This is a genomic window from Paenibacillus jamilae, assembly GCF_050482105.1.
In the GTDB taxonomy this organism is placed as follows: Bacteria; Bacillota; Bacilli; order Paenibacillales; family Paenibacillaceae; genus Paenibacillus; species Paenibacillus jamilae_B.
On record NZ_JBCNHI010000014.1, the window covers coordinates 118,016 to 143,873 of the forward strand.

Annotated in this window: 18 protein-coding genes and 2 riboswitches; of the genes, 10 read left to right on the forward strand and 8 right to left on the reverse strand. The window is 45.2% G+C overall.

Annotated elements, in window-relative coordinates:
• Positions 1–20: 20 nt before the first annotated feature.
• Both tenA and ABEW32_RS11820 read right to left on the reverse strand, forming a co-directional pair.
• Entirely contained in the window at positions 21–710 is a 690-nt protein-coding gene (gene tenA / locus ABEW32_RS11815) for a thiaminase II (RefSeq protein WP_430187917.1), read from the reverse strand.
• 134 nt (positions 711–844) lie between these two features.
• A riboswitch (TPP riboswitch) is annotated at positions 845–947 on the reverse strand.
• Positions 948–1,018: 71 nt separating this feature from the next.
• Complete coding sequence (locus ABEW32_RS11820; protein ID WP_430187919.1) at positions 1,019–2,740, reverse strand: NAD-dependent malic enzyme; 1,722 nt, start codon at positions 2,738–2,740, stop codon at positions 1,019–1,021.
• Between the two features lie 397 nt (positions 2,741–3,137).
• On the opposite strand from ABEW32_RS11820, the gene ABEW32_RS11825 reads away from it, so the two are divergent.
• The 4 genes from ABEW32_RS11825 to ABEW32_RS11840 are packed head-to-tail and all read left to right on the forward strand — an operon-like array spanning position 3,138 to position 7,611.
• A complete protein-coding gene (locus tag ABEW32_RS11825; protein WP_430187921.1) occupies positions 3,138–4,259 on the forward strand; it encodes a glycosyltransferase in 1,122 nt (373 codons plus the stop codon).
• Between the two features lie 4 nt (positions 4,260–4,263).
• Positions 4,264–5,517, forward strand: coding sequence for a polysaccharide biosynthesis protein (locus tag ABEW32_RS11830; protein WP_430187923.1), 1,254 nt, complete (start codon positions 4,264–4,266; stop codon positions 5,515–5,517).
• Positions 5,514–6,740 carry a glycosyltransferase family 4 protein gene (locus ABEW32_RS11835; RefSeq protein WP_430187925.1) on the forward strand — a complete coding sequence of 409 codons (1,227 nt, stop codon included), beginning with the start codon at positions 5,514–5,516 and terminating at the stop codon, positions 6,738–6,740. The genes ABEW32_RS11830 and ABEW32_RS11835 overlap by 4 nt, the downstream gene beginning before the upstream one ends.
• Positions 6,700–7,611 carry a glycosyltransferase family 2 protein gene (locus ABEW32_RS11840; protein WP_430187927.1) on the forward strand — a complete coding sequence of 304 codons (912 nt, stop codon included), beginning with the start codon at positions 6,700–6,702 and terminating at the stop codon, positions 7,609–7,611. The genes ABEW32_RS11835 and ABEW32_RS11840 overlap by 41 nt, the downstream gene beginning before the upstream one ends.
• Here ABEW32_RS11840 and ABEW32_RS11845 read toward each other — a convergent pair.
• A complete protein-coding gene (locus ABEW32_RS11845) occupies positions 7,579–8,283 on the reverse strand; it encodes a response regulator (protein ID WP_430187929.1) in 705 nt (234 codons plus the stop codon). The genes ABEW32_RS11840 and ABEW32_RS11845 overlap by 33 nt on opposite strands.
• 45 nt (positions 8,284–8,328) lie before the next feature.
• On the opposite strand from ABEW32_RS11845, the gene ABEW32_RS11850 reads away from it, so the two are divergent.
• From ABEW32_RS11850 to ABEW32_RS11860, 3 genes are read left to right on the forward strand one after another with little or no spacing between them, the layout of a single operon-like run.
• Entirely contained in the window at positions 8,329–8,775 is a 447-nt protein-coding gene (locus ABEW32_RS11850; RefSeq protein WP_430188028.1) for a hypothetical protein, read from the forward strand.
• Positions 8,772–10,505, forward strand: a complete 1,734-nt coding sequence (locus tag ABEW32_RS11855) for an ATP-binding protein (RefSeq protein ID WP_430187931.1) — start codon at positions 8,772–8,774, stop codon at positions 10,503–10,505. Before ABEW32_RS11850 ends, ABEW32_RS11855 begins: the two co-directional genes overlap by 4 nt.
• Positions 10,506–10,554: 49 nt before the next feature.
• On the forward strand, positions 10,555–14,982 hold the full coding sequence (locus ABEW32_RS11860) for a hypothetical protein (RefSeq protein ID WP_430187933.1): 4,428 nt from the start codon (positions 10,555–10,557) through the stop codon (positions 14,980–14,982).
• A gap of 40 nt (positions 14,983–15,022) precedes the next feature.
• Here the strand turns inward: ABEW32_RS11860 and ABEW32_RS11865 are convergent, their stop codons facing one another.
• The gene (locus tag ABEW32_RS11865) at positions 15,023–15,718 is read right to left on the reverse strand and encodes a response regulator transcription factor (RefSeq protein WP_430187935.1); all 696 of its coding nucleotides are present in this window, start codon (positions 15,716–15,718) and stop codon (positions 15,023–15,025) included.
• A 161-nt stretch (positions 15,719–15,879) separates the two neighbouring features.
• On the opposite strand from ABEW32_RS11865, the gene ABEW32_RS11870 reads away from it, so the two are divergent.
• On the forward strand, positions 15,880–17,235 hold the full coding sequence (locus ABEW32_RS11870) for a sugar phosphate nucleotidyltransferase (RefSeq protein ID WP_430187937.1): 1,356 nt from the start codon (positions 15,880–15,882) through the stop codon (positions 17,233–17,235).
• 194 nt (positions 17,236–17,429) lie between these two features.
• Here the strand turns inward: ABEW32_RS11870 and ABEW32_RS11875 are convergent, their stop codons facing one another.
• From ABEW32_RS11875 to ABEW32_RS11890, 4 genes are all read right to left on the reverse strand, one after another.
• A complete protein-coding gene (locus ABEW32_RS11875; protein WP_430187938.1) occupies positions 17,430–17,945 on the reverse strand; it encodes a thioredoxin family protein in 516 nt (171 codons plus the stop codon).
• 134 nt (positions 17,946–18,079) lie between these two features.
• Complete coding sequence (locus ABEW32_RS11880; protein ID WP_430187939.1) at positions 18,080–19,936, reverse strand: beta-glucoside-specific PTS transporter subunit IIABC; 1,857 nt, start codon at positions 19,934–19,936, stop codon at positions 18,080–18,082.
• Positions 19,937–20,162: 226 nt separating this feature from the next.
• Entirely contained in the window at positions 20,163–21,011 is an 849-nt protein-coding gene (licT, locus tag ABEW32_RS11885; RefSeq protein ID WP_016818607.1) for a BglG family transcription antiterminator LicT, read from the reverse strand.
• 233 nt (positions 21,012–21,244) lie between these two features.
• The gene (locus ABEW32_RS11890) at positions 21,245–22,216 is read right to left on the reverse strand and encodes a LacI family DNA-binding transcriptional regulator (RefSeq protein WP_430187941.1); all 972 of its coding nucleotides are present in this window, start codon (positions 22,214–22,216) and stop codon (positions 21,245–21,247) included.
• A gap of 211 nt (positions 22,217–22,427) precedes the next feature.
• Between ABEW32_RS11890 and ABEW32_RS11895 the strand changes: the two genes are divergently transcribed.
• The gene (locus tag ABEW32_RS11895) at positions 22,428–23,885 is read left to right on the forward strand and encodes a glycoside hydrolase family 1 protein (RefSeq protein ID WP_430187943.1); all 1,458 of its coding nucleotides are present in this window, start codon (positions 22,428–22,430) and stop codon (positions 23,883–23,885) included.
• 263 nt (positions 23,886–24,148) lie between these two features.
• Positions 24,149–24,244: riboswitch (glycine riboswitch) on the forward strand.
• A gap of 158 nt (positions 24,245–24,402) precedes the next feature.
• Positions 24,403–25,821: an alanine/glycine:cation symporter family protein gene (locus ABEW32_RS11900; RefSeq protein ID WP_430187945.1), complete on the forward strand. Its 1,419-nt coding sequence runs from the start codon at positions 24,403–24,405 to the stop codon at positions 25,819–25,821.
• Positions 25,822–25,858 lie beyond the last annotated feature (37 nt).

The following is a 25,858-nucleotide window of genomic DNA, read 5'->3' on the forward strand; positions in this document are numbered from 1 at the left end:
TCCTCTCTCATGTATACTGGTTATTCTAAAACTGTAGCGCGCATCTGGACGGGCCATTGTTCCTGCTTATAAGCCATATCCCAGAACATATATTCCAGCTGGCAGCTTAGCATAAAATGCTCCATCATCCGCTTTCGCTCGCTAGCTGTGGCAACTTGCGCCCAAGCATCCACACGCTTTCGGTACTTGGAAGTCACATCTTCAATCTGGTTGCCATAGAAGGAAATCCACTCATAGAACGGATGAGATTCATCCGGTTTTACCTCATCCATTAGCCTCCGTCCAATCTCAAGATATGTCCACGGACAAGGCAGCAGCACGGCCATAATTTCCCCAAGACTACCCTCATGCGCGACGGTCAGCATGTGGCGGATATAATGATGAGCAGATGGAGCAAGTGGATAACCCTGCATCTCTTCGTAGGTGACACCTGCGATAGCACAAAAATTTTGATGCGGATGCACCTCGCTGTTGAGAATAAAAGAGATCTGTTCGTTAAATACAGCCATATCCTCCCGGCTCGTGCTTTTCGAGATTGCGATGCCGTAAATACGTATGTAGGCGTTTAAATATTCAAAGTCTTGTTTTACATAGTGAATCAGCTGTTCTTTTGTTAAATTTCCCTCAGCAATACCCCTCACAAAGGGATGCTCATAAATGGCTTGAAAAATGCCATCCGCCTGTCGACGGAGCTCTTGCGAAAAACTCATTTTCCCCACCTCCAACAAAATGGAGAACAAGAAGTCCCGTAAGATACAATTCCCGGAACAACGTCAAAAAGCCGCCCCGAAAACTGGAGCGGCTTCCATATAGGCCCAATGCGTAGAAAACGCTTGAGACCTTGTATACGAAGGCTCCACTTTCCTACGCTAGTACGAACTAGATCAGGTTCAAAGGGTCCAAGATTCATTCTTGTCTCAGCCATAGTGGCTCCCCTAGTGGACTTTCCTATTCTTTTGACTAATACTGTACATTCGTTCCTACGTTATGTCAAACCGCATTGATTTCTGGTGAAGGATTAGTGAGGGTGTTGGATTACACTTTCCACGGCTTTGATCTTTACATATTCCGGCTTCCACATGGCATCTCGTACAGCTTGTTCAATATCTGAAATGTGTACCTGAGCCACCCGATCCTGAATCGCGGCTTTCGCTACTGCAACCGCAACCGCGAATGAAACATCGCGTAATTTGCGAATATGAGGGAGAAGTGCACCGCCAGGCTTATTCGAATCGACTCCATTCGCAACGGCATGTGCAGCGGCTGTAAACATCGCAGGAGTGATCCTTTTTGCTTTGACCACAATCGCGCCCAAACCCAGTCCCGGGAAAACAAAGGCATTGTTCGCCTGGCCAATTTCAAATTCCGTACCGTTATAGCTGACGGGCTCAAAGGGACTTCCTGTAGCAATCAATGCTTTGCCATCAGTCCACTGTATCAAATCCTCAGGTACCGCTTCAGCAAGGTTGGTCGGATTAGACATAGGCATAATGATCGGTCGTTCCACATGCTTTGCCATTTCCTTGATAATCTCTTCAGAAAAGGCACCAGCTACACCGGAGGTTCCAATCAAGATGGTGGGCTTAACCTGACGGATGACCTCCAGCAACGGTATTTTACCGTCTTCCGATCGGGTCCATGAGCTAATTTCTTCTTTTTTACGCACATATGGTTTCTGATAATCCAGTACATCGTCCATATCGTCCGTCAACAGCCCGCGATAATCAAAGGCCCAGAACGGTTTGAATGAATCTTCTTCAGCAAGCCCGTCCTCGATCATAGCGCCCCGTATTTGATCGGCGTTACCGATGCCTGCTGCTCCCGGACCAAAGACAAGTATTTTTTGTTCACGCAGCGGAGTTTTAGTGACATCTACCGCCGAAACAATCGCTGCCAGAGTGACCGCTCCTGTGCCTTGGATGTCATCATTAAAGGTAAGAATGTTTTGACCATATTTCCCTATAATATGGCGTGCATTCACGCTGCCCACATCCTCCCAATGCAAAAGCGCCTTCGGGAATTGTGTTAACGTTTTGCTGATAAAGATATCAATAAATTGATTATAGGCTTCTCCGCGAACTCGTTTATGGCGGTTTCCGATGTACAACGGATCATTCAGCAGCTTCTCATTATTCGTGCCGATATCCAGTACAATGGGGAGTACCCGCCCGGGGTGAATGCCTGCCGCAGCTGTATATACAGCAAGTTTGCCAATAGCAATGTTAATTCCTCCAACACCCCAGTCACCAATTCCCAAAATACTTTCCGAATCCGTGACCACGATCAGGTCAACATCCTCACTACTCAAACCGGAATTATAGAAAGCCTGCCCAATACCGTTTGGATTATCTATTGATAAATAGACGCCCCCAGGGCGATTGTACTCATGGCTGTATTCTTGAATGGCGGTTCCTACAGTCGGTGTGTAGACTACCGGTAACATTTCACTCAAATGGTCGGTTAGCAGTCGATAGTAGAGTACGACATTTCGATTGTGAAGGTCGTTCAGTGAAGCATTTTTACGCAGCATGGTGGGTTGGGCCAAAAATTGCTGATATGCGCGTACGCTCTGTTTCTCCAAAGAAAGGACAGTGGGAGGAAGGATTCCTTCCAGCCCCAGTTCTTTGCGTTCTTCTTCCGTAAATGCCACACCTTTGTTTAAAAGAGGATTTGCCAGCACATCCTTCCCTCGCAGGGGAGTAGATAATGACCCATCACGATTGACATAAAATGCTTCCATAGTGAGACCTTCTTTCTCTATATTTTGAGAATTATTCATGATGAAAGATGACATGGTGTCCATAGTATGGACGTTCGAATTGGTTTTATTCGTCTATGGATTCATGACAAAATAACCATATTTTTATCGTTATAATTAATTCTTTAGAACTATTTTTGAATTTTAATCACCTTATAATTCAAGCGGTTATAGTTCTGATGAATTGGGTCTAATTACTCTATTTTTATCAAGTATGAAAATTGGTTTTTCTTCACTTAAATGCTTATATATCAAGGGATGTCAGCTATTTTGTTAAGGAAATATGAAGTATTGGGAGATTAAATTAATGTTTCTGAGCAAACATTTTTAATTCTTTTTCAACAAAATAGAATTATTCGGAGGAAAAGGAGAGGTTTGTGTGCAGGGACCTATAGCCATTTTTAGCGATAACACCAGGGCTATTGATTATCCCAATGTGATTTGTTTTTACCAATATATACAGTGCGAGGACACAGAGACTGCTTCTGTCTATGAGGGCGCATGTTGCTGCCTGATAGATTATAGGGAGCCGGGACAAGCAGTACGGAAGGCTAATCAGATCCGCAGCCAATTTCCACAAATGCCATTGCTACTGGTGACGGATGTAACCAGTCCGTTCAGTGATCAGCATTTGGTGCAGATTATCGGAGTAGGCCGATTGCGTCTACTATTTTGGCAAGCCAATGATACCGAAGAAATGCTTTCTGAAATACAAAGCTTGCTCTATCCCGAGTATTCAACCAAAAGCCAACATGTTGCATTCATCTTGTCTGTATATAACGAAGAGAAACGTTTTGTTCATGTCAAAACCTTCGCCGAGCGACTGCAAGCCTTTATCCGTAGCCATATTATAGAGGGTTCGATTTATCTCATTGATGATGGCAGCCATGATGGTACGAATGTCTTGATTAAAGCGCTGGAGGCAGCAACGGACTTGTCCGTGAACCGGATTAACCCAAATTTGAGTCCACTGCTTCAAACAAGGGAATTGGGTCGCAATACACGCAAGGCAGGAACGTATTTGGAGGGAATGCGGACCATCGGTGCGGATTACTACGTATTTGTGGACGCAGACGATTCCTTTTTTATTGAGGATATCGCCAGAATGATTAATGTTGTTCAGCAGGGCTACTATGATGTTGTGATCGGAACCAAAGATATGACCGCCGAAAATCGTTCTTTATTGCGATCTATCGTCAGCTTTGGCAAGCGGGTCGTGTCCCGTCCGTTTTTACCCACAGGTGTGGTAGATTCCCAGACGGGGCTTAAAGTAATGAGCTCGGTTGCCGTGAAGCGAATGTTTCCACATTTGAAGGAACAACTCGGACTGGCGCTGGATCTGGAAATGATGTTCATTGCCAAGCGACTTCAGCTCCGTGTGCTGCAACTACCCGTCAAATGCATTGATCGAGAGGGCTCGCACATCCATGTCTGGAAGGATTCCATTCGTTTTTTGCGCTCTATCATCGAGATTTGGCGACTGGATCGGCGGGTGAGATAACCACGTGAACAACCGACTTCGTTCGTTGATGTTTCCCCTCTTTAACGTGCTGCTTAACGGATTCAATTTTTTCTTCCACATTGCAGCGAGCTGGTATCTTACCGGACAAGCCTATGGTCAGGCGAACGCGCTGCTGGCCCTCTTTGCACTTTTGTCTGTTTTGGGCTTATCCATCCAGCTATTAACTGCCAAGCTAGTATCCAAGGGCGATAAGAAGCTTACGCTACGCAACCTACCGCTCGGTTCTCTATTACTAAAAGCACCTCTGGTGCTAACTGTGCTTGCCGTGATCATTTTACTTTTCCTTCATCCATTGCTGCGGTCGCTATTAGGCGTTGAGTCTGGTCCGCTGTTCATGCTGTACGGCTTGATTGGATTGCATATTCTGGTGAGTTCGTGCCGCGGAGATTTACAGGGAAGGGAACGCATGCTGGCGCTCAATGTGAACTATTACATTGAGGTCTTAGGGAAGCTAAGCCTGTTTTTTGTCCTGGCTGCACTAGGGTTAAGGCTGGAAGCCCTACTATTAGCGAGCTGTGGAGGAATGCTGCTGTCATTGCTTCACGGCTGGATCGTTTCGGCCCGAGGTTTGTCCTTGTTCACAACCAGTGGAGAACATATCCCTGCTGGGTTATGGAAGTCACTAGGTCAGGATTTCACCGATAGCCTAATGACAAATTTATTCATTCTGTTTTGTATATCTATCGACATGTTGTATGTACAGCATTATTTTCCCGGACAAGCCAGCAGCTATGCCATTGCGCTGAAGTATAGCCAATTGGTCTATTACGTTTCGTACAGCCTGATTGCTGCCTTTATTCCAAAGATCGGTGCGCAGGGCCATGACCGCCAAGCTTTGGGTAAGTTGATTGCAATCTATGCTGGATTAATGGCTGTAGCCGCGTTGTGTGTGTATGTGGGTACGACCTATATATTCCCAGCTTCTATTCCCATATTATTCGGAGCCTCTTACCAGTCGGCTGAGGCCTATATTCCATGGGGAGGCTGGGTGTACTGGCTTTTTTCCATTGTGTTGTTTTTTGTGCATGTGCACGTATTGGTGGGCAGGCGCACATTTATGTTCAGTCTGATGGCAGGAGCCGCAGTCTTATTAGCAGCCTTTCATATGGCTCACACAGACCCGATCGATTTTTTGTTGTCAGAGTTCATTGTGTACGGGGCTATGTCTCTCTACTTTGTGGTAGATGCCTATATGTATTTGTTCAAAATAAAGATAAGGGGAGGAATCACCCCATGAATACCCTACTTGAACAGAACGATAAAACCGTAGTTCTATTGCTTTCCTGGCGCGACATTCGTTCTCCGAAAAGCGGGGGAGCAGAAATTTTCACCCATGAAATGCTGAAACGCTCACAGCAAGGCCGTTTTCAGTTCATTCATTTCTCACCCCAATTTGAGGGGATGCCTGAGCATGAAGTCATTGACGGTATTACGTATATTCGAAAAGGAAACATATACAGTGTTATTTATTATGCAATGCGCTATTACCGTCGTCATCGCAAGCAGATTGCCTATGTGATTAATCAGGCGAATACGCATCAGTTCTTTACCCGATTTTGGGTGGAGGCATCCAAGCGGATTTTTTTCATACATCAGCTAACAAGAGAAATATGGTATGAAAATGCCCGGTTTCCGTTAAACATGATTGGATTTCATATGGAGCCCCTGATGCTTAGGCTGGCACGGAAGGATCGGACGCTCACCGTATCTCCGTCTACCCGGTATGATCTGCTTAAGCTGGGCTTTCATCCGGATCGTGTTCACCTTTTACCGGAAGGCATTGAGTTTGATCATTGGCCGCGTGAACAATTTTTAACGAAGGAGTCTAACCCGACCTTTATGTATGCTGGGCGCTTCGTTAAATATAAAGGCATTGATCTGGTCGTTGAAGCCTTTGGGCAGCTCAAGGAAAAGTTCCCTCAGGCTATGTTATGGATTGCCGGAAAAACCGATAAAACCTATGTGACAGAACAATTATTGCCGATTATAGAACGGTATGGATTGACATATGGGGACCCGGATGAACAGGGGCAATCGCAAGCCGATATTACCTTTTACGGATTTGTTTCAGCAGAGCATAAGCTGGAGCTGATGAGTCGTGCCCATGCGCTCGTGTTTCCTTCCCTGCGTGAAGGCTGGGGGTTGACGATTACCGAAGCGGCAGCCGTTGGAACACCCAGCATTGTCAGCAATTCTCCTGGTCTGGTGGACGCGACGGATTTCGGAAAAAGCGGCTATTTATGCTTTCACGGCGATATTCGGGGATTGTCTGAACAAATGGAAAGAGCGGCAGAGGGTGGCGAAGATTACATGGCCATCCGTGAGCGAGCGTACCAATATGCGCTAAGATTTCATTTTGATCATACAGCTGCCGCGTTTGAGCAGTTGATGGAGGATTGGATAGAGGAGGCGGAACAGAGTGGACAAAGTGGTCATTCTCTTCTCCACGTACAACAATGAACGTACGATAGAGCCATGCTTGCGAAGCTGTATGGGACAAAATTACAAGGATCTGCATATTGTAATTGCTGATGATGGCTCCAATGACAAGACGATTGAGACGATTCGTATGCTGTCAGCAGGGAGTCCAGTACCCGTAACGGTGCTAGAGCTTCCTCATGGAGAGCGGGGAGTTGCAAGAGTCAAAGCGGTTGAGGAAGCGAAGCGTTTGGGGGCCGAATACATATTTGTATTGGATTCCGATATGATTTTAGCCGAACATCTGATTCAGCAAAGCATCGACTTTTTTGACGATCATCAGGATATCGGTGCCTTGGTTGTACCGGAAGAGGCATATTCGGAAGCAAATAATTTTTTTTCCAAAGTGAAGGTTTTCGAGCGGAATGTAATTAACAACGCAGGAGAGACCTTGGGAAAACGCTCCATTGAAGCAGCTCGCTTCTGGCGAATGAGCGCTTACGAATCAACAGGTGGATTTAATGCAGAGCAAATTGCTTTTGAAGAAATACAGCCGACCTTGCGCTACATAGAGGCTGGCGGAGTCATTCGCCGGGCGGTATTTACGCGGGTATATCATGATGAAAAACAGGTATATCTGCAGGATGTATTACGTAAAAAAGCCTACTACTTCTCAGTAATGGATCGTACGATGTCATCTGAAGAGGGCGGATTGCGAAAGGCGCTGGAACGTTGGTACTTCTTCCGTCCGGTGTTGTATACATGGGGAAATGTGAAAAACTATATCCGCCATCCGCTGCTGACGGCGGGGATGCTGTGGATGTATACCTGCCTGACAGTGATTGGGGGAGCCGCCGTGTTAAAGGGCGGCACCCGTCACTCAGGCGATCTCGCTAAGGCGGATAAGGCGTAAGGATGAATGCCCGAGGTTCAGCGTATCCAGCGAGTACAAGTCGGGATCGGAAGATTCCGACTCCTCATCCGGTATATATACTGAATGCGGAGTTAACTGAATACCTTCGCCATCAGGATGACGTAGTGAGCAGCCAACAGGATACAGATCAGCAAGTGCAATGTGTACGGCGGTTACGATATCTTGTTCATTCAGCAGTACATACGGTCGGTACGGAGCATTCAAAATGCTATTTATAAATACCGACAAGTCAGTTGCCACGTTCTGGTCTGCATGAAGACTTGTTCGATTGAGTCGAGCCTGATCGAGCGCCTCATACAGCATCTTTTTTAGCGTATCATCATCTAGCTCCAGCGGTTTCGTTAAAAAACGGAACACGCCGACTTGATTAATGGCCGATAAAATGGACTGCGTATGCAGGTGACCAGACAAAATGATGCGTACGATATGTGGATAATCCTTCTTAATCATACGAAGGAATGTAATCCCGTCCAAACCAGGCATAAGCAGATCGGAGACGACCACATCAATCGGGTGCTTTTCCAGCACTTGCAGGGCTTCTTTAGGCGTGTGAGCGGTATGTAGGGTGAATGCTTCTTGCGTCAATGTCCGTTCTAGCAGGGACAGCACCATAGGGCTGTCGTCAACAAATAGAATGTTTTGGGGTGTCATAAGAACTGCGCAACTCCAATCAGGAAGTAAGAAATGAGGAACTACATGTATAATATCAGCGTTTTGGCATTTTTAAAAGATGTCAGTACAGAACGGGCGTTGCGTCTTTTTTGTGAACGATTTGATTCGGTTGAACATGCGCTCTGGGAAAAGGGAATGCGTCTGCTTCACCAGTATCATGCTGCGCGACATACAGGGGTGACCCTGGCCGTCTCCAGTGCACTTCAGCATATGGACGATCGTCATGATATTTATGTTGTTGATCTGCGAGCATACAGCGAGGAGGAATTGGATCGTCTATATATCGCCAAAACATGCGAGTTGATCCTGCTGACAGACGGGGCAACGGAAACCGCTGCGAGGTTTGCCGCGCTCCAGCGTCGCACTCCCCGGTTGCTGTGCGCACGGCTACCGCTGGTCAGCTACGAGCTGGAATGCCTGATGCAAGCGATTTTGAGCCGTCTTGAACAAAATGGAGGGGCCAGAGCATGAAGCAGTGGGCTTTGTTGAAACCAAGTTGGCAAAAGCTGATCCTGTACCTGATCGTCCTATGTGTGACAGTGTTCTTGGCCGCTGTGCTACAATGGTTCGTCATGCGGCAATTCAGCAGTCACTTGGCGGAAATTCAGAACGAGCAGCTTCAGTATGAGGTACAGGAGCTGTCTGGCAGCATAACGGAGCGTTATGCTGCATGGCAGGCTGAGCTAAAAGAGCTGTCGTCCAGTCTGGGCAGAGAAATGCTGAATCAGGGAACACGCCAGTATGCTGAGGGGTTTAAGCGTGAGAGCGGGTCATTTTATGTGCTGGATGAACAGTATCATGTGATGGTCGGACGTGACAATCGCGAGATGAAGAGTGCAGTCCAGCAGATCAAATGGCTGCAAAATGGTTGTGCAGTCAGCTCTTTTGTGACTGAGGACCATCAACCAGCCCAGTACATGGCGTGCAGGATTCAAGGGGCGCAAACGGGCGGTTTTATGGTGCGTACAGTTGACGCTGAAATGCTTAGTGGAATGATTAAAAGTAAGCCGGTGAATCAGCATGAGACTTTATTTTATAACGGCCAATTCAAGATCGTAGCTTCCCGAAATACTCCAGATATCAACCGGACGGACATCACGAGTGTAACCCGCAGGCTGCTGGAGGGCAATACGGGGATCGTTGAAGAGCGTGGAGAGAAGTACGGGATAGGATTCAGCCGTATTGGGGAAGAGGCCCTTTACATATCGGTTAAGGATACCAGCCAGGGCACTGCCCAGCGAATTAGCACTTTTCGCAAACAGTTATGGATGGTGATGGCTCTAATACTCATTATTCTGTGGGCCATGCTCATCCAGTTTCGCAAACGGATTGTGAAAGATGCTATCGTGAACAGTCAAGTGCGTGACCAGCGACGGGATGAAGATATGCGCCAGCAGCAGGACACGTATTATTTGCCGTTAATGCAGACGATTGAGCAACAACTGCAAGAGCTGCAAGAACAGACGAGCCGTCTCACAGGCGGCGATGATTTAAAGCTGTTGGGATTTTATCAAGATCTAGCCAACCGCTTTGAAGTGTCTTCCAGTCAGGGAAAAGGAGCATCTCATGAGGAACTGGAGTATTTCCGCGAACTGAATGAAAATTTCATTCAGGGTCGTCTCAGACAGGAATCCTCACTAGGAGAGTTACTGACAGGCGTCCGTAGTTTGCGTGATGAGCTGGAAGAGAAAATGCATGATAATAGCGGAATTAGCTTCACCGATATGAATGAGGTATTGTCCGAATCGCTGAAATGGGCGAACCGTTCGCTGAATATGAAGCACATTCAAGTGATCTTGCGGCAAGAGCCAGTTCCATCCATTGCAGCACAAGCACCCATGCTGTACAAAACGATACAGGGGTTGCTGGAAAATGCAGTGCAGGCCATGAACCAAGATGGAGAGCAGCTGGAGGATCAGGAACGGGGCCGAACGGGTCTGCGGTCCAAGCGGCAATCTCATATGCTTAAGGTTAGCTCACGGCTGGAAGAAGCTGAAATTATAGTCATCATTGAAGACACAGGCGGCGGGATTGATGATAAAATGCGTTGGAGTTATTTCCAGCCGAATTATTCTCAAAATGCGCAGGAGCATACATTCAGCCTGTATCACATGGATGCATATCTGAAGACTATAGGTGGTCGCTTAAAGCTGCGTAACACCGATCAGGGATTGCAGGCCATCGTTCATTTGAGAAGATAGGTTAAGATAACCGGCAGACACACAAGAAGTTCAAGAGAGGGGGACAAGCATGAAAAAGTGGATATTTCGCTACCGCTACGATATGGCGGCAATCCTATTGATGCTGGCTGCGATTGTCGCATATCTTGCCCCCATCTATGGATTAGGACAAATCGTATTCAGTGACATTGCCTTTGGAGCCACCTCTCATCGGTATCTGGAGGAAATAACCGGGGTATGGAACGAACGATGGTCTACCTCGACCTTGTTCAATGCTCCACGTATCCTGTACATCTTGCCCTTCTATGGACTTTCACTATTATTTGACGAAAGCGGCCCGGTCTTGCTCAAGTCGTTTATCACAGGCTTGTTATTTGTCTCGGCATTTTCGATGTATGCCTTTGCCAAGCGACTGGTCAGCGTGTATTATTCACCAAGTTTTACGAAAACCCGTATTTTTGCCATCATGGTTGGTTCGTTGTTTTACGCACTGAATCCGTGGGTTATTTTTCGCATCCAGCATATTTATTTGCTTTGTGGGTATAGTTTATTTCCGTTAATGCTGCGATTCTTTTTCAGTGCGGTGGACCCCAAGTTTCAAATTCAACAAATTAAAAACTATCATCCCCATAAGTTGTATCAGAGGAACTGGATTGACCTGTTCCTGCTGGCTGCAGTATTCACTGTTAGTGCTGCGGCCATTCATTATTTTTTCTTCGGGATGATTTATTTAGGATTATTCACCATGCTGCTCCTGCTCAAACTGACCTGGACTCATCGTAAGGCCGGGCGCGCCTATTTACAGCCCTTATACAGTAATTTTTTGCGTAAAGGCATGATTTTTGGCGTGTTTTTCGGACTGCTTAGTTTTTACTGGTTGTCCCTGTATGTAGGTAGCATGTTGATGGACGCTCAAGCGTCTCAGCATAATATCAACGTCGTGGATACGTTGTCTCTGTTCAGCCGTAATAGCAGTTTATATAATGTGGGTTATTTACTGAGCTATTGGTGGCCCATGTTCTCTTTTTCCTCATTGCCTGCGATGTTTTATGTAGGTGGGGGATTTTTGTTGCTATTGATCGGATATGCGATGGTGACACGTTCACATAAAAACCCGATTATTCTGATTTTTTCGCTCCTTACGCTGTTATTTATGGTTGCAGCGACTGGAACGACATTTCCGTCCATTGCCAAGTGGTTTGTTATTTTGGTTACGAAAACCCCTGTGATTGGTTCGGTTTTCCGTGATCCTAACAAATTTATTGGATTGCTTTCCCTTAATTTCGGTGTGTTGCTGACCTTTGGCGTCATTCAATGTATGGAATGGTTTGGATCATCACCGCTACAGCGGGGGTATAAAAAGCTGGCGGTTGTTATCGTCGTCTTGTGTCTGGGCGTGTATTTTGCTCCCTTGCGTACCCAGTTCATTGAAGGGTATTACAAGCCAGTACAAGTGCCGAAGGCTTATAGTCAAATGGCTGAAAAGCTGACTGACTCAGATCGTTTTGATAGCAAGGCACTTTATTTTCCGATTGCTGATAATATGATTCAAAGCTATAACGGAGTAGCGACGCCCAAATGGAATAAAGGAAAAACGGCAACGGAGAAGGCGACTGGGGATTTTCAGGTATACTCTTCTCCTAAAAATACGATCTTTCATCATGAAGGCAATGATCCCGGTATTACATACTATATGAATTTTCTGCAGTATGTTATGGACAACGGATTAAGCTCGCGATTAGGGTGGCTTTTCTCTACTTTTGGGGTCAACCAGTTGGTTTACCATGACGAATATGAGGGACAAGAGAAGCGGCAGGATTTTCACCTGTCTCAGCTGGAAGGTCAGACCGGGCTGAAACGGACGTACAAGAACGACTTATTTTCCATATTCAATCTTGATCAGGCACCGCCTTATATGAATATTCTTGCAAGTAAAATTGTGACACCTTACGGATTTAGCCGACTGGAGAGCTACAGTCATCTGCCTGGTTTTGATTTCAGCCGCTTTGGGGTGCTATTCAGTGCGTTGAAGCCTGAGCTAAACACCATTCAAACGGTCAACAAAGGGGATTATGTGGAGGCAGCCTCCTTTAATGACTTGCTATTGTCCCAGCTCCCGGCAGAGGATTACTTGCGGCCTTTTGATGCTATTGAGGATGGCAATGCTTTTTTGAAATGGTCCAAAACCTTTGCATCAACCAACGATTGGTTGTGGTATTTATCCTCTCAAAATATACGGAACTTCCCGTTCGATATGGAAATGGATGCAGGGATTGCGGTCACCTTTGCCAGTAGAAAGCTGGATGTAGCACCCTATCAGATGAGCAGCATTGAAGGGAACACGGTACTGGATTTTGACTCTATGCTGAGAACGGAAACCTTTTTCAAGGCTGATAATCCGCAGTTGTTCAGTGTGCAGGCTAACCCCCGTGAGGAATCAAACAATGTGCCCACTCTGCACGGTGAGATTATGAAGGGAGATCCGAGCAATATATGGCAGGTCGCCAGATCTGGATTACTGGAAGCCAAGGAAAATAATCCGTATCAGTTCCACATCACTGTTTCTGGTCGCGGGACGAACAAAATGCATGTAAAAATGAGGTTTTATGATAAGCAAATGCATGAGCTGGGGGTCAGCTATGTCGTGGCACCTTCCGAGGGCTATAATTTTGACAGTGTAAAATTTTACGGGGAATACGTTTCACCACCTGGAAGCTATTGGATGAGAATGGATTTGCTAACCCTACAGCGACCGCAGCAAAAAAATTACTGGTGGATTCACGATATTCAGCTGCGTGATTTGGGGCAATACAGCAAGCCCAACACGTTTACGATGCACAAAAAATTGGATCAGCCTCAAGCCTCGCATGTATATGCTAGAGTGTTCATGAATAAGGCAGGCGGAAAACTGCAGGTTACACTGCCGGATGGTGTGGTTAACATCAAGACCCATGATGAGGGATTAAACCAATTTCAATGGGTCGATCTGGGAGAGCATGTTTTTCCCAAAGGAGATACTCCGGTTACGGTTAATAACCTGCAAGGCTTTAATGCGGTTAATCAATTTGCAATTGTCCCTGTGGATCAGCTGGATCAGCTATCTTTTCCGGTGGAGCAGGCATTGAAGCGAGGCAAGCTCTTTTTCACTTTGGAGGCAGAGAACGATTTTAATGCCCAAGGGAATGTGCAGACGGAACGTGCGTTGCCAAGACTTAGTATGGGACGGGGAATCAGCTACCAAAAAGGGACGTTAAGCAGAGAGGTGGAAGTCGCCAAAACGGGAACCTATACCACAGCAATTTTGGCTAATTTACCTGCCGGATATAATGGATCGTTAACCATGACATGGGGGAATGAAGAGACTGGAGAGATGCTGATCAGAACGATTCATACGGGTGAATTGTACAAGCGGTTACCCGCTACCTCTTTATCCGAAAAGCAGGTGATTGAAACGGTGCCCAATCAGGATGGCTTTGCCAAGAAAATCATACAAATTCCCGGTCTGCTGAACGATTATGGTCGAGTCGAATTTAAAAACCTGTTCTTAACCAAGGGAAAATATCGCTTAGCCCTTGTCCTGGACAGTCAGGTACCGTCATTGAGCCGTTTTGAAGATATTCATCGAATGGATGGGCAGGAAGTGACTGTCATGCCTGGGCAGGACACAAAGGAATCATTGAGCACGGATGTCGGATGTGTAGCAGATATTGGACCTGGTCAGACGGATCTGTCCATCAAGGACAAAGAACTGTCTATCCGTTATGCGCCTAGTTATTCCTGTGACTGGAATATTTATGCGTCCCCAAAAATGAAGGCGGAGCCACTGCAAGAGTACGCCGTGCAACTGAATGCCCGATCTGAACAAATTGGAAGTCGGCATATGAAGGTCATTTTTTTGAATCAAGCGTCCCAGATTCTGCAAACCTCCTATATTGATGAGGTAGAGGAGAGAGATAAGGAGCAATGGAACCATTATGACCAAATAGTGAAGGCGCCAGCAGGAACCGCCTTAATGCAGTTTCAGATACTGGCGCATGCGCACAAGAAGCAGTCAGGCTTATTTCAAATGAAGCAATATTCCATTATCCCTTATCAAGCGATGATTACAGTGGATCAATTTACGCTGTTTGAGGGAACGGATATGGATACCTTTTTTATGGCACCACACGCTTCCGAAAGCATTCAGGCTACTCGTGAAAATTCAATGGAACGCAGCTTTACGTTATATAATCCCATGCATCAGCAGGTGCTCATCCGGGAGACTGAATCCCCTAATCCACTATGGGAGTTCAGACTGGATAGCGAAAATCAGCGGGCGCGTCTGTCTGTAAATGGAGTAACGACCGGATTCATAACGAATGGCAGCGGAAATGGTAAGGTTGTCATTATTCTGGCTTCAGCCTATCGTTTCGGCTGGGTATTGTTTGTCATAGGGATAGTGGGTGGAGCAGCTTGTTTTCTTCCTTATCGGCGATGGACAAAGCGGAAGCTTCCCTAAGAAGTAGCTGCCCAGAGAGAACCAGACAGCTACGATACGGTTACATCTCATATTTGTAGCCTCTGCCCCAAACAGTACGGATATGCTGAGGATTTTTAGGATCACGTTCAATTTTTTTGCGGAGGCTGGAGATATGCACGTCGATGGTACGATCCAGATAAGCGCCGTCTCCGCCTTTGACCCGATCCATTAGCTCGCTACGGGTGAAGACTTTTCCTGGATTACAGGACATCTCTTTTATAATGGAAAATTCGATGTGGGTAACTTCGATTTCTTGTTCATCGACCAACAGGCTATGACGGTAATCATTCACCCAAACTCTTACCTTTTTAAGCTCTTGGGTTATCGCTTGTGATTTAGTGAGCATGTTGCTGCCACTGCGGCGCAGCAAGGCTTTGATGCGGGCATTTAACTCTCGCAGATTGAAGGGTTTGCATAAAAAGTCATCCGCTCCGTCGTCTAGAGCTTTTATTCTTGTATTCAGCTGGGTGTTATTAGAGATGACGAGCACAGGAACTGTAGTAAATTGACGGATGTGACTGATCAGCTCACATTCGACTTTACCGGAAAACATTAGGGCGGTCACAATAATGGCCGGCTTAAAGTGCATTAAGGTAGGAATTGCGAGTTTACAATCATAAATTAGTTCGGTATGATAACCTTCCTCCTGAAGATGAAGAGCTATCATATCCGCCAAACTTTTTTGATCTTCAATGATGAGTATTTTTGTAGACATGACGGACATCTCCTGTACGGACAAAGATACCATTAACATGGCATAACTATGTATTTTCTACGATGTTACATACTTATGTATTCGGCAAAAGCACGAAAAGCAAACAGTCCTATAATGCAAGAAAAATATGAATTTAAAGGAAGAAGGTTGCATCTTTGCGAATGATTTTATTATCCGGAGGTTCGGGTAAACGTCTATGGCCCTTATCCAATGTGAACCGCCCCAAGCAGTTTCTTTCCATCCTACGTCATGACGAGCGACCAGAAAGCATGCTGCAACGGATATGGAGGCAGTTAGAGGAGGCGAATTTGGCAGATCAAGCTTATTTTTCTACGAGCGGAACTCAGGCCGAACTGATTCAGGGACAAATTGGCGGAGACGCTGTAGTAATTGAAGAGCCGACTCAGCGGGATACCTTTCCGGCCATTTCCCTGGCTACGGCTTACTTGCATGACGTTGCAGGCGCATCACGTGACGAAATCATAGGGGTCATGCCGGTGGATGGCTATGCGGGGGATGAATTTTTCGAGCACCTGCGCAGGCTTCCTTCCATATTAGAGCAATCAGGAAGCCATATCGCGTTGATGGGGGCTGTTCCAACGGAGCCCTCAGATAAATATGGATATATTGTGCCTTCAGATCCCTTACTTGACCAGGAATATTATAGGGTGAGTTCATTTGTAGAAAAGCCTGATCTGATTCGATCCGAAGCATTGATCCGTGAAGGAGCTTTATGGAATTGCGGAGTGTTTGCTTTTAGACTTGGATTTTTATTGGATGTGCTGGCGCAAATGAGTTTACCAGCCGATTATAAAACCCTTTCGACAAATTACGCAGACTTGCCTAAAACCAGTTTTGATATTGCGGTAGTAGAGCACACTCGTAAGCTCTCTGTGCTCCCATATCATGGAGAGTGGAGGGACTTGGGAACGTGGGATTCGTTGGTGCGGGAAGTAAGTTCAAAGCTGAGCGGTCCCGGATATATTTCGGAAGCATCACATGACTCGCATATCATCAATGAACTGGAAATTCCGGTTAGCATCTGGAATGTCCCGAACATTATTGTCGTTGCTGGTCCGGATGGTGTGCTGGTGACGGATCGACAATCATCAACGGGAATTAAGGATATGGTGGCTGAAATTGAAATTGGACCGCGTTTTGAGGAGCGCTTTTGGGGGAGGCAAACGGTCTTATCCCATCAACAAGCGGCGAGCGGGCTACAAACGGTCACCAAACGTGTTGTTATATCGAGCGGGAGATTTATCAGCTATCATGAGCATCAGTTCCGCAAAGAGGTTTGGACCATCGTTTCAGGAACCGGAAGCGTCTGTATTAATGGGATGACACAGACCGTCAGTCCTGGTATGGTCATCGTTATAGAACCTGGTACCCAGCATTTTATAAGAGCGATAGCGGGAGATTTGGAATTCATTGAGTCACAGATCGGACATATCGTATCCGAAACAGATATTATCCGATATGAATTTCCCGATTTGATGGATGCTCGTACTGTATAATGCGTCTGCAATATAGGAACGGATGGGTGTAAACAAGGCTTATCCGAAGCCAGTGAAGAGCGCTAGGAACTATTTTTTAATCAGCTTGATGATTTGGACATTCTCCATAAAAAGGTATTCATGCGTTGTTCGCTTGAATACCTTTTTTGCATGAACAACTCTATTCTTCTCAATGAAATGGATAAAAAAGAGGCTTATAAAATGAGCTTTTTGGAGGTTAGCCATTCTTTTACGGCATCTGTACTGAGATCTCTTTTTGGCGTCCATTCTATTTTATCCACCAGCTTGCCGTTTCTGAATTCTGCAATCGTGGGGGTGTATTTTACGTTGTAATCTGCTTTGAACTTATTCCATTGGGATTTGTCCTTATGAATTTTGTGAACGTTTAAAAAAGTAATTTTGGAGCCCAGATTATACTGTTCAATCATCTTGTTAAAGTTAGGCTCAAACCGATTGCAGTCGCCACAACTAGGTCTGCCAACATAGACAAATACACTTTGATCCTGCTGAATCAATTGTTTAAAGCCCTCAACTGTAACCGCATTCAAATGGTCATATATTTCGGGGTAATTGCTTTTGCTTGCCTGGATCTCATTGTCTTTCTGCTGAACTACCTGCTCCAGATCTTGAAATTTAACTACAGCTGAAATAGCAATACCAATGATAAGCAACACAATGACACTTAACCCGGCGATATATCCTTTTTTCACAGAAATCCTCCTTTTTTTACAATCTCAAACTTACAATATATGATATTTCCATTATTAGCTGTAACACTTGTCTCATAATGCATAAAAAAGAAGCTTTCCATTTGGAAAGCTTCTTTTAGTCTCCAAGTTAAACGTTAGACTACAACGGTCAGCAAGTAATCTTCACGCTTCACTTCTGTTTCTATTGTTTTCAGGACGTCCAGGTATTGAGCGGAATTGGTTACGATGATCGGCGTAGTTGTTGTATAGCCTGCCGCCTTAATCTGTTCGATATCAAATTCGAGCAACAACTGCCCTTGTTTCACCACATCACCCTCTTTGACGCGCTTGTCAAAGAATTGTCCTTTCAGCTTCACTGTATTAACACCAACGTGAATCAGAATTTCTGCTCCGTCATTGGAAGTAATACCGATGGCATGTCCGGTCGGGAATACTGTCGTAATCGTTCCGTTAACAGGAGATGTCAGCACACCTTCTGTAGGATCGATCAAGATTCCTTTCCCCATAGCACCTGAAGCAAAGGCAACATCAGAAGATTGTTCCAATGGAAGCACTTTACCTTGAAGCGGACTTACAAGAATTTCTTTTTCGATTGTTGCCTCTTTCTTTACAGGTGCTGTTTCTGCTTTTGCAGCTTCTTCCTTTGGATCATCAAAGCCCAAAATCATAACCAATACAACTGCGAGTACAAAGGCAACCAGTAAGCCGATAACAACCCATAAGAATCCAGCTCCAAAATAAGTTGGCAACGCCAGTAAACTAGGCAGGGAGAAGGATTTTGCAGTTGCTCCGCCGGAAGCGATAATCGCGCCCCCGATACCACCTGAAATACAAGCGTAAATGAAAGGCTTTTTCAATTTCAAAGTTACACCATAAATTGTAGGTTCGGTAATCCCGAATACAGCTGCCAGTGTAGAAGAACCAGCCAAAGCCTTCATTTGAGTATTTCGTGATTTCAGGAATACCCCCAGTGTTGCACCTGCTTGAGAAAGCACAGCTGCTGTAAGCATTGGAAGCATCGTATCATAACCCAGTGTTGCAATGTTGGACAGCATGATTGGAACGAAGCCCCAGTGTACGCCGAAAATAACAAATACTTGCCAGAACGCCCCGGCCACAGCTCCGGCAATCAATGGGCTTAAATTGTATACCCATGTAAAACCGTTCGCCAAGCCTTGACTGATCAGGTTACCGACTGGACCAAAGGCCAAAAACGTCAATGGAACAACGACCAGCAGCGATAGCATAGGGACGATAATGTTTTTTACCGATTGATGAACAAAGGAATTAAACCAGCGTTCCACATAAGATTGTACCCATACCGCAAGAATAATTGGGATTACGCTGGAACTGTATTTAATTAAAATGATTGGAATCCCGAGAAAAGCCAGTTTTGCCGGATTGTCCACCGCTGCTATAACATCCGGGTAGACGAGTGCTCCAGCAACTGCGACCGATACAAAGGCATTGGTCTTAAATTTACGGGACGAAGTAATAGCCAAGAATATAGGCAAGAAATAAAATACACTGTCCGAAGCAGCGTTCAGAATTAGATACGTACCACTTGCAGTATCAATCCAATGAAGCGACGAAATTAAGGCCATAATCCCTTTGAGCAAACCTGCTCCAGCAAGAGCGCCCAAGAGAGGGGAGAAAATACTAGAAATAATATCGACTGCTTTGCCAAGAAAATTCGTTTTCTCGGAAGATTCATCGTTTTTCGTATTTGGATTGTCCGCATCCTGCAAATTTGTTTCTGCCATCATATGTTCAAAGACTTGACCTACATTGTTACCGATAACCACTTGAAACTGGCCGCTGCTTTCCACGACTGTAATGACACCAGGCGTTGCTTCCAGCGTAGCTTTGTCCGCTTTTGTGCGATCATTTAATTTAAATCTCAAGCGTGTAGCGCAGTGGAATACCGAATTGACATTCTCTTCGCCGCCAACGAGAGTCACGATTTTTTTGGCTAGCTCTTTATCACTCATGTTCAGAACTCCTTAAGTGTTATTCTTGCTACTGATAGGATTTACCGTTTACACTTGTTGCTAAGATGCGCCGGCGTGCATCTTTTTAACCTTGTAAACAAGAAAAACCTAAACTCGTGGTGAAAACGACGCACTCCTCCTATATAGGGAACGTTGATTTCACCATCAGTTTAGGTTTTGCCTGCCTTACCAGTCACAATCCATGAACGATGAGGATATGAAGTTTTTAGCCTGATATGTTATTACGTTCAGTTACCCGATGAATGTGAATCGTTAGATATACATATTCATCCTTGCTTAAATATTGATCATATGTTTTTTCCAGATATTCATTAATTTTTTGAGCACAAGCAAAAGCTTCGGTATATGTTTGCTTTACCTGGTTGTACAAAAATTCTTCACCACTGTGAATGACCTCTTTGCGAATCACTCGCATTGCAAAATATTGCAAATGGGTCAAAAATCTCGAATAGCTAAAAGAAGACTCATCCAGCACAATCCCGTAATGGTACGTAATAATGTTCAATATATGTTGGACAATCTCAGTCATTTTTAGTGTAGCCTTCATTTCGTTACCGTCGATTCGCGCATTCACCATATGCAATGCGATAAATCCCGCTTCGTCTTCACCCAACTTTACACCGAGCGTATTTTCAATTTTTTGCAGAGCATCGAGTCCAACTGCAAATTCTTTTTTGTAAAAGCGTTTAATTTCATACAGCATCGCGTTTTTGAGTGCTAATCCTTTTTCTTCCCGCTGTATGGCAAAATGAATATGGTCGGTCAATGTTAAATAAATGTTATCACTTAACTCCGTATCCAGCACTTCTGCTGCATGGGTCACGATTTCATTCACGACCTCCAGATGAGATACAGGAATATCGTTCAGCAGCTCAGTTAATCTGGCCGTGAACTCGTTTTCATTTAACATGAAAATCTTATCTATTTTATGATCATCGACTTGGTCGCCAGCCACCTTTTTGAAGGAAATACCTCTTCCCATGACGATGACCTCTTTGCCTTTATCGTTTTTAGTCAACAGGACGTTGTTATTGAGCACCTTCTCAATAATCATTGAAGTTCCCCCTCCCATCCTTTACCAATAAAAAATGCCCAAGCACAATTCAACACTATTGTTAGCAATAGCACTCAATTGAACTCAGGCATTGCCCGCATCACCGGTCACAATCCTTCGATATAGTGCTATTGTAGCACAAAAAAAAGCGATTTCAACATATTTTATTCTCTTTCGACAAAAAATATTTCATATTAAGGCCCATTTGCTTAGTTTGCGAGTCAACAGTCCTCTTAAGTGGTTGTACGCTCAATGAGACTGTATTCCAGTGAATGAAGCTCCATCTGGCGTCCAATCAGCTGAGGAGAAAGCATGAAAAAAGCGTTTTCCGCCTGAGCCATAATGGGATTTTGAACCGTTGTAATGCCCATGGTGTGCGCCAGCTCCGTGTTATCAAACCCAACAATCGCCAAGTCTTCCGGTACCTTCAGCAGTTGTCTGCGCGCTTCGCAGAGAATGCCCACTGCTACATAATCGTTAGCACACAAAATAGCCTCCGGAAATTCCTCCCGATGCTGTAGCAAATTGCGCACGACCTGTTCACCGTCACGAATGTTATAAATAGAAGAGTAGTTCCAATGCTGCAACACTGGCAGATTATGTTCGCTCATAATTTGCTCATAGGCTCGCTGTCTGCTTTGAGTATTGATGCTGCTTGGACGACCAAAAGCATTGGCTATACGTGTATAGCCTTTTTGTATCAAATGTTTTAACGCTAACATGTATCCTTCATACTGGTCCATTGCGACGGAGCGAATATCGGTATGCTCCATGCGTTGCCATGCCACGATCGGTCCATATTTGCAATAGGTACTCAAAAAATCAGTGTCATTCACGCAGGAAATGATAACTAGCGCATCGACTCGTTTTCTTTTTAAATCCTCAAAAGCTTGAAGCTCTTTCTTTTTGTCTTCTCCCGAAGTGTAGATAATGGTTTGGAATTCATATTGCCCCGCAATTTCCACAAAGCTGTCCAAAAATGCCAAAACAATTTCATTAATAGTTGAAGTGATGATACCAATCTGAAGCGTCTGACCCTTGGATAGAGAGATCGCATTCCGATTAGGAACATAATCTAATTCCTGCATGATTTTTAAAATTTTAGCTCTAGTTTCGTGACTTACATGGGGGGACTGATTTAACACTCTGGATACCGTAGCTTTGGAAAAGCCCGCCAGTTTTGCAATTTGATCAAGATTCGACATGATGCTTCTCCTCACCTAAGAAAAAAATACTTGACATGAAACGCGTTACAACAATTAGGATGCTTTATGAGGGCATTACGTCTATTTTAAAGCATCTGTCGATGCATTTCAAAGAAGAACGGTTACCGTTAGTTATGGATTGGCATCGCAGCACCTGACGGGTTACTGACTAAAGTGAAAACATTAAATTAAGGAAAGAGGTTTTCATACCATGACGAAGACGCTAAAAGGATTCCCGAAAAACTTTCTATGGGGCGGGGCAACTGCAGCCAACCAATTGGAAGGTGCTTTTGACGTAGATGGAAAGGGATTGTCTAGTGCAGACATGATTGCCTATGTACCCAAAGCGGAACGTAAGAACGATCATGCTATAGAAGTTTCGTCCGAACGATTGGAGGACATCTTGGCAGGGAAGGTAAACGCCCGTTTTCCAAAGCGTGAAGGTGTGGATTTTTATCACCGCTACAAAGAGGATATTGCCTTGTTTGCAGAAATGGGCTTTAAAGTATTCCGTATGTCGATCCACTGGTCGCGGATTTTCCCGAATGGATATGATGCCGAGCCGAATGAAGCAGGATTGCAATTCTACGACAATGTATTTGATGAGCTGCGCAAGTATGGCATTGAGCCTTTGGTGACATTGTCGCATTATGAAACACCGCTAGGTCTGACTCAGAAGTATAATGGCTGGCTGGGACGCGAAGTCGTAGATCATTACGTAAATTATGCTGAAACGGTATTTACACGCTATAAAGACAAAGTAAAATACTGGCTGACCTTTAATGAAATCAATGTGATGACCATGAGCCCATTTACAGGCGGCGGTGTGGTTATTGACCGAGTAGAAAACAAGCAACAAGCGATATATCAAGCTTTGCATCATCAATTTGTAGCAAGTGCATTGGCGACCAAGCGGGGACATGAGATCATTCCGGGCGCTCAGATCGGTTGTATGCTGGCCCGCATTGAAAGCTACCCACATACGTGTAACCCAGAGGATATTCTGAAAGCACAGCATGAAAATCAAATGAACCTGTTCTTTACGGATGTGCATGCTCGTGGGGAATATCCCAACTATATGAACCGCTATTTTGAAGAAAATAATATTGTGATCCAGACAGAACCCGGCGATGCCGAAATTTTGAAAAATAACACGGTCGATTTTATCTCATTCAGCTACTATATGACCTTGACTGTATCGGCAGGGCCAGAGGGAGAGAAAGCAGCAGGGAATCTGATTGGCGGTGTAAAAAATCCGTATTTGCAGTCCTCCGACTGGGGATGGCAGATCGATCCAATCGGCCTGCGTGTTACACTGAATACGTTTTATGACCGTTACCAAAAGCCACTGTTCATCGTGGAAAACGGCTTGGGTGCGTATGATAAGGTAGAAGAAGACGGTTCTGTGCATGACACGTACCGTATTGATTACTTGCGTCAGCATATTGCCCAAATGAAGGAAGCCATTGCTGACGGTGTTGATCTGATTGGTTACACCAGCTGGGGTCCGATCGACCTTGTGAGCATGTCTACGTCCGAAATGTCCAAGCGCTACGGATTTATTTACGTTGACCTGGATGATGATGGTAACGGAACGCTCAAACGCTCCAAAAAAGACTCATTTAACTGGTATAAAAATGTGATAGCAACCAATGGTGAAGAATTGTAATTGCATATCACTTTGACGGGTACGGCAGATAAAATCCGAAGGATGCAATCTGCTGTACCCGCTTTTTTGTATAGACATCCTATTGATTTGTCAGAGGGCTTCACAAATTTTTCACTTGTAATATGCTGAAATTTTTCTGTATAATAAATAAAAATTTCATATGTCTGGTTGATGTTTGCGGGAGATGGAACGAAAGTTCCGACCGAAGGGGCAAAACTCTCAGGTGCTTAAGCTGGTTACAGCAACGAGCAGGGACCGTAAACGGACAGAACTCTGGAGAGACCCTTAATTGGGCGCCGAAGGTGCACCGCAGAATCACATCTGCTTAAACTCTCAGGCAAAAGGACAGAGACGCGAATAACCTGTGACAGGGATAGCCCTAGGCTTTTTATGAGCTTTTAAAGGTGAAATCCTGCACAAGATGGTTGTATTTTTTCGTGCCTTTAACCTCTCCAGGAGTCGAATCAACAGATTTGACTCTTTTTTGTTTTCTAATATGCTGGAGGAGCGGGTTGAAATGAATTTGGTACATGTGTTAGAAACGATTAGCAGTTGGATATGGGGGGCACCTCTTATCATCCTTGTTATGGGAACGGGGTTATGGCTGACCATACGTCTGAAAATGTTGCAGGTATTCCGTCTGCCCCTGGCGATCAAGCTCATCGGTAAGGCACCGAACGAAGGCAGCGGGGATGTAAGCAGCTTTGCGGCTTTGAGTACGGCACTGGCGGCTACCGTGGGTACAGGAAGTATTGTCGGTGTAGCGACAGCCATTAAGCTGGGGGGGCCGGGTGCCTTGTTCTGGATGGTCGTTGCAGCCTTCTTTGGAATGGCAACGAAATATGCGGAAGGTGTGCTAGCGGTAAAATACCGGGTGAAGGATCGAAACGGACAATTTTCCGGAGGCCCGATGTATTATATTGAAAAAGGCTTGGGACGTCGTTTCAAACCGTTGGCGATGCTGTTTGCTTTTTCGGGGATGCTGGTAGCATTGTTCGGGATCGGAACATTTCCTCAGGTCAAGGCAATTGTATCTTCGACTGAAAACAGTTTTGGCGTTCCGCCGATTGTAACGGCACTGACGATTGCTATCCTTACAGCTCTAGTCACCATTGGAGGACTCAAAAGTATTGCCAAGGTATCGACGAAGGTCGTTCCTTTTAAAACAGGACTATATGTACTGATTTGTATCATTGTATTGATTCGGTTTGCTGACCAGCTGCCTGCCGCAATCGCGCTTGTGCTACATTCAGCATTTTCAACTACATCGGCAACGGGTGGATTTGCAGGAGCTACGATTATGCTGGCCATGCGCAGCGGGGTAGCCAGAGGTATTTTTGCCAATGAGGCTGGATTGGGGAGCGCACCGATTGCAGCCGCAGCTGCCAAAACCAAATGGCCTGCGGAACAAGGGCTGATTTCCATGACAGGCGTGTTTATTGATACGATGGTTATTTGCGTGATGACTGGGTTGACGTTACTGGTTAGCGGGGTGTGGAGCGGGCCTACCGATGCAGGCTTGATGACTCAGCAAGCATTTTCCAGTGCATTTCCGCTGGGAGCAGAACTGCTCACCATCATCCTGATTATGTTCGCATTCACCACCATGCTTGGCTGGAACTATTACGGGGAGCGCTGTGTTGAATACTTGCTTGGGGTTAAGTGGATCAAGCCTTATCGTTATCTGTTCATTGTACTGGTTGGCGGGGGCGCGTTCATTAAACTGGATGCCATTTGGCTGCTGGCAGATATTTTTAACGCCATGATGGCTTTTCCGAACCTGATTGCTCTGCTTGGCTTATCGGGAATTGTCGTTGCCGAAACCCGCACCTATATGAATTCTTTGTATCCTAATAAGAACAAGGGTATTCTTGCTGGTGCCAACGTAGGGGCGGCTATTCAGGTAGAAGAAAAAGGACAAACGGTGAATTCATAATACTAAAAGGGAGTGTCCTCAGCCATCACAGGCTTGA

Bases quoted from the DNA above. Each gene is read 5' to 3' on its own strand.
- tenA (WP_430187917.1), bottom strand. From the start codon at position 710: ATGAGTTTTTCGCAAGAGCTCCGTCGACAGGCGGATGGCATTTTTCAA.
- ABEW32_RS11820 (WP_430187919.1), bottom strand. From the start codon at position 2,740: ATGGAAGCATTTTATGTCAATCGTGATGGGTCATTATCTACTCCCCTG.
- ABEW32_RS11835 (WP_430187925.1), top strand. From the start codon at position 5,514: ATGAATACCCTACTTGAACAGAACGATAAAACCGTAGTTCTATTGCTT.
- ABEW32_RS11845 (WP_430187929.1), bottom strand. From the start codon at position 8,283: ATGACACCCCAAAACATTCTATTTGTTGACGACAGCCCTATGGTGCTG.
- ABEW32_RS11850 (WP_430188028.1), top strand. From the start codon at position 8,329: ATGTATAATATCAGCGTTTTGGCATTTTTAAAAGATGTCAGTACAGAA.
- ABEW32_RS11855 (WP_430187931.1), top strand. From the start codon at position 8,772: ATGAAGCAGTGGGCTTTGTTGAAACCAAGTTGGCAAAAGCTGATCCTG.
- ABEW32_RS11860 (WP_430187933.1), top strand. From the start codon at position 10,555: ATGAAAAAGTGGATATTTCGCTACCGCTACGATATGGCGGCAATCCTA.
- ABEW32_RS11865 (WP_430187935.1), bottom strand. From the start codon at position 15,718: ATGTCTACAAAAATACTCATCATTGAAGATCAAAAAAGTTTGGCGGAT.
- ABEW32_RS11870 (WP_430187937.1), top strand. From the start codon at position 15,880: ATGATTTTATTATCCGGAGGTTCGGGTAAACGTCTATGGCCCTTATCC.
- ABEW32_RS11880 (WP_430187939.1), bottom strand. From the start codon at position 19,936: ATGAGTGATAAAGAGCTAGCCAAAAAAATCGTGACTCTCGTTGGCGGC.
- licT (WP_016818607.1), bottom strand. From the start codon at position 21,011: ATGATTATTGAGAAGGTGCTCAATAACAACGTCCTGTTGACTAAAAAC.
- ABEW32_RS11890 (WP_430187941.1), bottom strand. From the start codon at position 22,216: ATGTCGAATCTTGATCAAATTGCAAAACTGGCGGGCTTTTCCAAAGCT.
- ABEW32_RS11895 (WP_430187943.1), top strand. From the start codon at position 22,428: ATGACGAAGACGCTAAAAGGATTCCCGAAAAACTTTCTATGGGGCGGG.
- ABEW32_RS11900 (WP_430187945.1), top strand. From the start codon at position 24,403: ATGAATTTGGTACATGTGTTAGAAACGATTAGCAGTTGGATATGGGGG.